Here is an 8,234-nt window from a genome sequence, read left to right as displayed (position 1 = left end):
CTCCGTACCTCATAAACATCCTAATGGCGGTGGGGGAGGTGTACAGTATTGTCACCCCGTAGCGCTCAATTATCGCCCACCACCTATCCGGCTGCGGGTAGTCGGGGGCGCCCTCGTATATGATCTCGGTGGCGCCCATGAGCAGAGGCCCAAGCACAATGTAGGAGTGGCCCGTGACCCAGCCGATGTCCGCCGTGCACCAGTAGATGTCGTCGTCTCTTATGTCGAAGACCCACTTCATGGTGGCGTATATGTGTACTGCCCAGCCGCCCGTGTCGTGGACAATGCCCTTGGGCTTGCCGGTGGTGCCAGATGTGTAGAGGATAAAGGACGGGTGCTCGCTCTCCACAGGCTCCGGCTCTATGTATATGTTCGGCGCGATTCCCTGCATCAAGCGGTTCCACCAGTAGTCCCTCCCCTCAGTCATTGGCACGTCCTTGAGGCCGAGGCGCGGGAACACAATTACGTTCTCCACCCCCGTCGCCTTCTCCAGAGCCGCGTCGACCACCTCCTTCAGCCTCACCACCTTACCCCTCCTCCAGAAGCCGTCTGCGGTTATGACTATGCGGGACTGCGAGTCGTTGATGCGCTCAGCCAGCGCATCCGCCGAGAAGCCGGAGAACACCACGTTTGTAATCGCGCCGATTCTCCACGCCGCTAACATGGCGATGGGGAGCTCCGGAACCATTGGCAGGTAGAGGGTAATCCTGTCCCCCTTCTTCACCCCGAAGTTGCACTTCAACATACAGGCCACGCGGTTCACCTCTCTGTAGAGGTCGTAGTACGTCAGCTTCCTCCTGTCTGTGGGGTAGCCGTTCTCGTCCACCGGCTCCCCCTCCCACTCGATGGCAAGCTTATTCTTCCTCCACGTCTTGACATGCCGATCCACCGCCAGGTAGGAGAGGTTCAGCTTACCGCCGACGAACCACTTGTAGAAAGGCGGATTTGAGGCATCAAGCACCTTATCCCACGGCTTGAACCACTCTAGCTCCTTAGCAACTCCCTCCCAAAACGCCTCTAGATTTTCGACGGTCTGTGCGTGGAATTTGTGGTATGCGTCAATAGGCGTGAATTTACTTCTCCACTTATCGTTTATTATCTTCTCCTCAAAGGGTAGTTCAGTCTCACCTAATCCCTTTAGAGACATTAGAGGCTGAAACTCACGCATATATAAACATATCCGAAATTATAATTTAGTTATAATTAAGAGTGTATTAAATTTAAAATTTAAGAATACGGAAAAAGCCAAAATTACTCATAGTTTTCAAAATCTCCAGAGTGTATTTAAAGAACTTATTGTTTATCATCGAAAAATATACAAGACTTTTTAATTGGAAAAAAGATAATCCATGATTTAGTTAAGCGTCAGTGGAACAGTCGGTGTTTTTCGTTAAATGCCTAAAATGTCTACCGCCTTCAACGTATCGTTCAATAGAGCCATGGAGGTCTCCGCCCTCCCCGCCCCCTTGCCCTTTACCAACACCGTGTTCACCTCTGTCGTAATCTCCACCGCGTTCATTGTATAGTCTGCGTGGAGGGGGTCGTCCGGCGCCAGTCTAACCGGCTCCACCGATGCGCGCCCCCCGGCGAGGTCCAGCTGGGCGAGGTACCGCGTCACCGGGCCCCTGGGCTCTAGAGGCTTTCTCTCCACATCTCTCAACGCCATGCCGCGCCCCAGGGTGTTGGCTATAATCACGAGCTTCGCCGCGGGGTCCACGCCCTCTAAGTCCAGCCTGGGGTCGGGCTCCAAGATCCCCATCTCCCTCGCCTCCCTAACCGCCTCCTCGAAAGACACGCCGTCTTTGTATACCCTCGTCATTATGTAGTTAGTGCTACCGTTTAGAATGCCCCTAACCCGGATCACCCTCTGCGGCGGGAGACCCCTCAGCAGATCCACCAGCGGCGTCCCCGCCATCACGGTGGCCTTGTAGAAGAGCCGCTTGTGGGCCACCTCGCCGAAGGCCAAAGCCAAGGGGGCTTTGTTTGCGGTGACCACCGCCAGTCCCCTCGACAACGCCTTTTTGTACAGGGAGAGGGAGGGTTCCCCGGTGTCGTAGTTAGGCGCCGAGACGTCCACCACCACTTGGCACACTTCCAGCGCCTCGTCCAGCGACGCCAGCCCGCCGACGCCGCTTTTAGACACGCCGCCTCTGGGCGTCGAGAGGAGGGCCTTCACCTCCTCCCATGTGAAGCCATCTTTCTTAACCACGCCGCCCCCGCTGTCGAATACACCGCAGAGCTTCAGGCCGGTTCTCTGGTAGAGGAGCTCTGCATATGTCCTCCCCACGCCTCCGAAGCCGAACAGCAGGATCATGTGGCTACAGCTTCTAAGGATTTATGAGTATTTGTACCACTTTCTGCTCTCCGGGCGTCTCGGGGGTCACGGGGCCCCGAGGCGCCGATGGCCCCTCGGGGAGGGGGCCGCCCGGAGGGTTGGCGCCGCCCCTTTGGCAGAGCGTTTTGAAGGCGGCTTCGCCTCCGTTGCCCCCACGGAGACGGGGCGGGCTTCTGCAAGCCCATGTGTCTAGAAACACACCTCCTATTTACGAATTAACGACGGCGTGGGTGCGGTCACGCTGGTTGCGCCTTCATTAGTTCTAATATTGATTTGGAACTGGAATTGCGCTTCCCTCTTTCAACTACCACGGCGCGTGGGCAGTTTTAAATCTGCCAGACGCCGCAGAAACACGCCAGACGTTTTCCTGAATCAGGAAAAACGTACGACGAAAGGTCAGGATGAATGTAGAGGGGAGGGTTGAAAGCCGGAGTTGCGCCGTGTTCTTTCTAATTTGGAACTGGCCTCGGCGCCTTCTCCGTCCTCTAGGCGGCTTACTTGATGAGGGTTGGCAGTACTACGATGGCCACTGTGAGGTTGGCGATGATAACCAGTGTGATGGCTATGTAAGGTAGTTGCGCTGGTGTATGAAGTAGAGGAGGTTTGTGAATATCATGGCCACGGGGGTTGCTATTAGGACTACCAGGCCGAGGAGTATGATGTCGAGGCCGTTGAGCTCCTCGGCGCCTTTAATCAGCTGTGGGGCGCCTACCACCGAGGTGTTGAAGGGTGACCTAAGCGTGGAGAGCTTGTCGAGTATGTGGGTGGCTGGGGGCTTAACCGCGAGGAGGGTCAGCCCCGCGATTATGAGGGCGACGCTGGTCAAGACGCCTCAAGTTCGCCCTCTCGTTTCTCGTCACGTCCGTCCTAGTCACGGGGGCTTCGGTTGAGGAGCATGAAGAATACGCCGAGGCCAGCGACGGTAAGCCGCTCCCGGAGCACCAACTGGGGACACTCGTCGAGCTGTGGAGAAGGCACGGGGGACTCGTGTCAGAAGCATCCTCCCCTGCCCCTTCTCTATCAAGATCTTCCCGGGCTCCTGCTCCAGTATGTTGAAGATGAACATTATGGAGTCGTAGGTAGCCTTAAGAGCAGCCCTCCCCTCATCTAGAACCTGCACCTCCGGCCCCAGCGCGGCGCCCATACCTCTCTCATCTTGAAGAAATGCGCCGCCGCCCTCTTCACCTCCTCCCTAGGCGGCTTGTGGAGCTGGACAAAATTGGGCCTCTTGCCCAGCCTCTCTGCGGATCTCCTTAAGGCGAGCTCTGGATACTTGGCGTCGTGGTGGCTGGCCGGCCTCTCCGGGCTCGAGTAAAAGTCGTACCCCCACCTTGGTCGCTACGTAGACGTCCTCCCTAATAGAGTTTTTTCCTCAAAGAATATTCATTTAAGGAGGATGGGGATTATAAATATAGCGAATAATAAATTAAACAAGACGATAGTAGTTATCGCTACGTAGATATAGTTCCGCTCCTTCGCAAACTGTATAAGGCCCATGACGACCCTCAAGACAGGCGTCACAATTAGCACGATTAAGCCCAGCAGTATCATGTCGAGGCCGTTGAGCGCGGCGCTCCCCGAGAGGACTTGCGTTGGGCTTATCGACGAGGTGTTGATGAGAGAGCGCGGGTTGGACAGCTGTTGCAGTATGTGCGGCGCAGGTGGCTTCACGACCAGCAGGGCGACGCCCGCCGCTATCAGGACTATGCTGATTATCACGCCGATCCTCAAGGTGTACCCGATTACGTCTTCGAGATCCATATCACGGATAGAGGCCCAGCCCTCTTAACAACATCTGGATGCCTAATATGGCCAGTATCGCCATGAAGATGTAGCGTATGGTCACGTTCCTGAGCTTCAGAAGCACCTTGCTCCCTAGGAAAGATCCGGCGAGGACGCCTATGGCCGTCGCGGCGGCGAAGTATGGCTGTATGTAGCCGAGGTGCCAGTAGATGGAGCTACCGGTGGCCGCCGTGACGCCGATCATGAAGTTGCTCGTGGTAGTCGAGACCTTCATGGGGAGGTTCATGGCCCAGTCCATGGCCAGCACCTTGAGAGCCCCGCTACCGATGCCCAGCAACCCCGAGATGACGCCGGCGGCGAACATAATCAGCTCGCCGAGCCACCACCTCACCCCGTGGTAGTCGACCTCTCTGCCGAGCGCCGGATCGTAGTAGCGGCCGTATAGCTGTAGCCACTTGGTCCACCTATCGGGCGGCTTGGGCTTCGGGAGCTCGAGCTTGGAGCGGGTTATCTGAGTGTAGATAGAGCTGAGGAGGACTATGCCGAATATCGCGTAGATGACGTGTTGGAGGTTGTGGGCGTAGACCCAGGCGGCTGTCAGAGAGCCCACTATGGAGCCGCTGGTGGTCGCCATCTCCAGCGACATGCCTATCCTCACGTTGGTCACCCTATCGCGGAGGTAGGCGGATCCGGCCCCGCTCGACGTGGCGATCGTCGAGATCAAGCTGGCTCCAGCCGCGTATTGTATCGGTATCCCTATAAAAAGCACGTAGATAGGCACGAGGAACGTGGCGCCGCCTAGGCCCGTCAACGAGCCCATGAAGCCAGCCGCCATGCTGGTCAGAGCCAGCACGAGGAAGAGTAGCAAGGCGTCGAGCACGGCCCTTCCAGTTCCCCTAAATAAAAACTTTGTTCACGGGGGAGCATTTATATAACTAAATCAACGCCCATAAATGGAGACGGTAGAGCTTCTCTAAGAGGTAGGGGTCAAGCTCATAGACGAAGTCATGCCGAGGTACGACAGGATGGCCAAGGCGTGGGGCATCCTCACATCTGACGAGGAGATAGAGGCGTACCTAGAGATGTCTAACGTCTTCACAGTCAAGCGCCTTCACTAAAACGACCACGAGCCTGTCCACTCGTGGATAGTGGCGGGGAGCGCCGTGGCGATATACAAGGTCCTCTACGGGGGCTTCAAGCCGAGCGTGATTAAGAACGGTGTCGGCGATCTGGAGGACTCCCTCGTGGTGATCCTGATGGGGGCCTACCTCCACGATATAGGCAAAGCCGTAGCCACGTCGTCCACCTATCGGGCGGCTTCGGGTTGGGGAGTTCGTACCTTGCCCTCGCCACCTGTGTGTAAATGGAGCCTAGGGTCACCACCCCGAACACTATGTATATGACGTGTTAGAGGCCGTGGCTGTAGACCCACGAGGCAAGGAGCGCACCGACTATGGAGCCGCTTGTTGTGGCGGTGAGTAGCGACATCCCAATCCTCATATTTGACACGCGGTCTCTTATATACGCCGAGGCAGAGCCGCTGGAGGTGGCCACCGTGGAGATGAGGCTCACCCCCGCCGCGTATTGAATAGGCATCCCGATGAAGAGCACGTAGATGGGGATTAGGAACGTGGCGCCGCCGAGTTCCGTCAGGGCACCCATGAAGCCTGCGGCCAGCCCCGACGTCACCAATACCAGAGACAGGGTCAGTACGCCCAGCACATCTACCTCTGGAGATGACTTAAAAATTTAGAGGGCGTTAGACGCCGTATTTCTTCTTCAGCTCCTCCAGAACGGCGATCCACTTGTCGTGCTCATTCTCCCTCTCGATCTCCTCTACGGACTTAGAGGCGGGCACCTCGGCAGCTGTGGACTCCAGCATGGGGAACAAGACGTTGTTCTCCTTGTCGATGTGTTGCACGAGGTGCTCGATGTAGAGCTTGGCGTAGTCCACCAGCTCCGCCAGGACGCTGCGGTCCCCCTCCCTCCACGCCCGGTGGAGCTCCTCCATCATCCCCGCCACGCCGTGTTCCGACACCATGACGTAGATGGAACCGCCTGTGAAGGGGAAGCCGGAGCGGTTCGCCCCCTGGAAGGGGATGTACTACTCCACCCCGTGGTGGCACGCGTCTACAAACCTCTGCGCAAACTGCACCAGCTTCAAAACGTCGTCTGGGTCGGGGCTGGGGCTAGACAACACTCTCTCCAGAAGCTGAAGCGCCTCTAGAATCTTGTCGTGGTGTTCTCTCAACACGCCGGTGACGTACTTAACCCTCACCCTAACCATGGAGGAAGACGCGCATGCCACAGTTCAATATTGAAGTTAACCAGATTAGCCAGTACGCTTATATACAAACGCGCGGCCCCCCAGGACTCAGACATAGGCTAGAAGTGGCCGTTCTGCAGACTCCGTGTGGCACATTGCAAGCATCTCACAGACGTCGCTACGGGTCTGCGGCCCCCCTCTCCTTCAGCTTGGTGTGGAGCGTGGTGAGTATTCTCAGCACCTCTCGGTAGCCGCGCGAGGCCAGGATTTTCTCGACCTTCTCCACGTCTATGGCTCCGTACTGATGCACTACTATGTTTCTAAACCTGATCATCTTTTTCAACAGACGGGCGTCTTGCTCCCCCAGGAGGCCCTCTCTGTGGAGCACGTCGACGCACCGCAGGGGCGTCTCTACAGACCTCCCGAGTATAGAGCAGGTGTGTAGGAGGTAGTCTATGGCGGCTTGTGCGTGTACCTGAAGGGCGTGGAGGACGCCGTACAGCTCAAAGGCGTCGTCAAGGGCCACTCCTCTATCCACCGCCTCGTCTAGTAGCTTGACATGGGCCGCCACAGCCTCGATGAGTCTATCGTGGAGCATTGCCCAGAACACGGCTGAGCAACGTCTCAGTGTAGCCGAGCTTCTCCCGGGATAGGAAGAAGTCGTAACAAATCCCCACGGCCCTCACCAGCATCTCCCGCCCCACCTCATCTTGGTACAGCAAAACCCCAGTCCTCAATGCCTCGTGTAGCAGGAAGCAGTTCGCGTCGCCCGGGTCGTCGACGACATAGACGTCCGCCTCGGCGTCCGCCGCCTCCTCCACAGCCTCCATGACCCTCAAGGCGACCTCCTCGCCGTCGGAGCCGGGGTCGGCGAAGACCACCAAATCCACGTCCCGCGGGTTCTCCCTTCTCAGCGCCGAGCCGAACAGCAGAACTAGCCGAGCTCCCAGCTCCCCCCATCTCACTCCCTCTAGACGACGCGCCACGTACAGACACAACACAGGAGATATATGTTTTGACGACGTTTAAGCCGGCAGAGACTTAAAACCACACCCCGCGGAGCGGCGGCTGTCCCCGCCCCAGAAATTGAGGTATCGGATAACGGAAGCTTGGAGGTATTTCAAGCCTGTCGCGGAGCGGCTGGAACCCCCCGGCCAGTCAACCTCGTCTAAACGCCGTAGGTGTGGAGCGTATTGTCGGGTGGCCATACGGCACCGATGGCGCGGAGAACCACCAGATCCTCCACTTCGCTTTACTCAAGTAGAGGCAGGTGTGGTAGTTGGAGCTGGGCTACACGCTCAGAGGGTTAACCGCGGCGTGGACAGCCAGGTCCTCAGCAACGCTCTTTACGGCGGAGCCCCAGTGACCAGTAGCATGGTGCAAGGAGGCCCGGCGGATAGAAACAGACAAGTAATCGTTAGGCCGTCGATCTCGCGCCCTTGTTTAGCCTTTTAATTTAGGGTTTATGACTATGTGTGGAGCTGTCGAAGCCGTGGCTTGATTTAGAGGGGTATAAAAAGACGCGGATGCTGGAGGCTGAATACGAGGCTGAGCTGGCAGAGAGGTTTCTCCGACAAAACCTTGTTAGAAACGCCGCCGGCAAGGCGTTCCAGGCTTGGAAGGCCTTGCTGGGCGCCATGCTTGCCGACAAGGTGGCGGAGCTGGAGCGGCTCTACCCAGGTTCCGTGGAGATTAGAGAGGGGAGGAGGGTTAAAAAGGCCTATTGGATACTCGCCTTAGTCCCCACCACTTTGATGAAGGAGCTCTCGCAGTTGTTAGGCCGCGAGGCTACTCTCGCCACATCTCTAGCCCTCCAAATACACCAGTACCAATACAACGGGCCGGATAGAGAGGGAGTTTTAAGCCCCTACCGCAACGAGGAATCGGCTA

At 57.2% G+C, this 8,234-nt stretch carries 11 protein-coding genes and 1 pseudogene; 2 read left to right on the top strand and 10 right to left on the bottom strand.

Features of this window, described 5'->3' with window-relative positions; translation table 11 throughout:
* From ACP5J3_RS08830 to ACP5J3_RS08810, 5 genes are all read right to left on the bottom strand, one after another.
* The coding region (locus tag ACP5J3_RS08830) for an AMP-binding protein (RefSeq protein WP_428495351.1) at positions 1-1,147 on the bottom strand (1,147 nt) is incomplete at its 3' end.
* Positions 1,148-1,390: 243 nt separating this feature from the next.
* Positions 1,391-2,314, bottom strand: coding sequence for a homoserine dehydrogenase (locus ACP5J3_RS08825; protein WP_428495350.1), 924 nt, complete (start codon positions 2,312-2,314; stop codon positions 1,391-1,393).
* A gap of 583 nt (positions 2,315-2,897) precedes the next feature.
* On the bottom strand, positions 2,898-3,161 hold the full coding sequence (locus ACP5J3_RS08820; RefSeq protein WP_428495349.1) for a DUF1634 domain-containing protein: 264 nt from the start codon (positions 3,159-3,161) through the stop codon (positions 2,898-2,900).
* Between the two features lie 557 nt (positions 3,162-3,718).
* Positions 3,719-4,096, bottom strand: coding sequence for a DUF1634 domain-containing protein (locus ACP5J3_RS08815; RefSeq protein WP_428495348.1), 378 nt, complete (start codon positions 4,094-4,096; stop codon positions 3,719-3,721).
* 1 nt (position 4,097) lies between these two features.
* Positions 4,098-4,958 carry a sulfite exporter TauE/SafE family protein gene (locus ACP5J3_RS08810; RefSeq protein WP_428495347.1) on the bottom strand — a complete coding sequence of 287 codons (861 nt, stop codon included), beginning with the start codon at positions 4,956-4,958 and terminating at the stop codon, positions 4,098-4,100.
* A gap of 127 nt (positions 4,959-5,085) precedes the next feature.
* On the opposite strand from ACP5J3_RS08810, the pseudogene ACP5J3_RS08805 reads away from it, so the two are divergent.
* Positions 5,086-5,370, top strand: a pseudogene (locus ACP5J3_RS08805) (phosphohydrolase); the annotation flags it as partial.
* A gap of 115 nt (positions 5,371-5,485) precedes the next feature.
* On the opposite strand, the gene ACP5J3_RS08800 reads toward ACP5J3_RS08805, so the two are convergent.
* The 5 genes from ACP5J3_RS08800 to ACP5J3_RS08780 form a co-directional block, all read right to left on the bottom strand.
* A complete protein-coding gene (locus tag ACP5J3_RS08800) occupies positions 5,486-5,800 on the bottom strand; it encodes a TSUP family transporter (protein ID WP_428495346.1) in 315 nt (104 codons plus the stop codon).
* A 37-nt stretch (positions 5,801-5,837) separates the two neighbouring features.
* Positions 5,838-6,179, bottom strand: a complete 342-nt coding sequence (locus ACP5J3_RS08795) for a hemerythrin domain-containing protein (protein WP_428495352.1) — start codon at positions 6,177-6,179, stop codon at positions 5,838-5,840.
* A gap of 3 nt (positions 6,180-6,182) precedes the next feature.
* Complete coding sequence (locus tag ACP5J3_RS08790) at positions 6,183-6,365, bottom strand: hypothetical protein (protein WP_428495345.1); 183 nt, start codon at positions 6,363-6,365, stop codon at positions 6,183-6,185.
* A 157-nt stretch (positions 6,366-6,522) separates the two neighbouring features.
* Positions 6,523-6,942, bottom strand: coding sequence for a DUF86 domain-containing protein (locus ACP5J3_RS08785; protein WP_428495344.1), 420 nt, complete (start codon positions 6,940-6,942; stop codon positions 6,523-6,525).
* Entirely contained in the window at positions 6,929-7,345 is a 417-nt protein-coding gene (locus ACP5J3_RS08780) for a hypothetical protein (protein ID WP_428495343.1), read from the bottom strand. The genes ACP5J3_RS08785 and ACP5J3_RS08780 overlap by 14 nt, the downstream gene beginning before the upstream one ends.
* Before the next feature lie 474 nt (positions 7,346-7,819).
* On the opposite strand from ACP5J3_RS08780, the gene ACP5J3_RS08775 reads away from it, so the two are divergent.
* Positions 7,820-8,234 (top strand): PaREP1 family protein (locus ACP5J3_RS08775; RefSeq protein ID WP_428495342.1); only part of this gene is annotated, 415 nt, incomplete at its 3' end.

The sequence above is a fragment of the Pyrobaculum sp. genome, assembly GCF_049971835.1.
Taxonomy (GTDB): Archaea; Thermoproteota; Thermoprotei; order Thermoproteales; family Thermoproteaceae; genus Pyrobaculum.
This window is presented reverse-complemented; position numbering and strand designations above follow the sequence as displayed.

Coding starts and splice junctions, on each gene's coding strand:
- ACP5J3_RS08825 (WP_428495350.1), bottom strand. CDS start 2,314: ATGATCCTGCTGTTCGGCTTCGGAGGCGTGGGGAGGACATATGCAGAG.
- ACP5J3_RS08815 (WP_428495348.1), bottom strand. CDS start 4,096: ATGGATCTCGAAGACGTAATCGGGTACACCTTGAGGATCGGCGTGATA.
- ACP5J3_RS08790 (WP_428495345.1), bottom strand. CDS start 6,365: ATGGTTAGGGTGAGGGTTAAGTACGTCACCGGCGTGTTGAGAGAACAC.
- ACP5J3_RS08785 (WP_428495344.1), bottom strand. CDS start 6,942: ATGCTCCACGATAGACTCATCGAGGCTGTGGCGGCCCATGTCAAGCTA.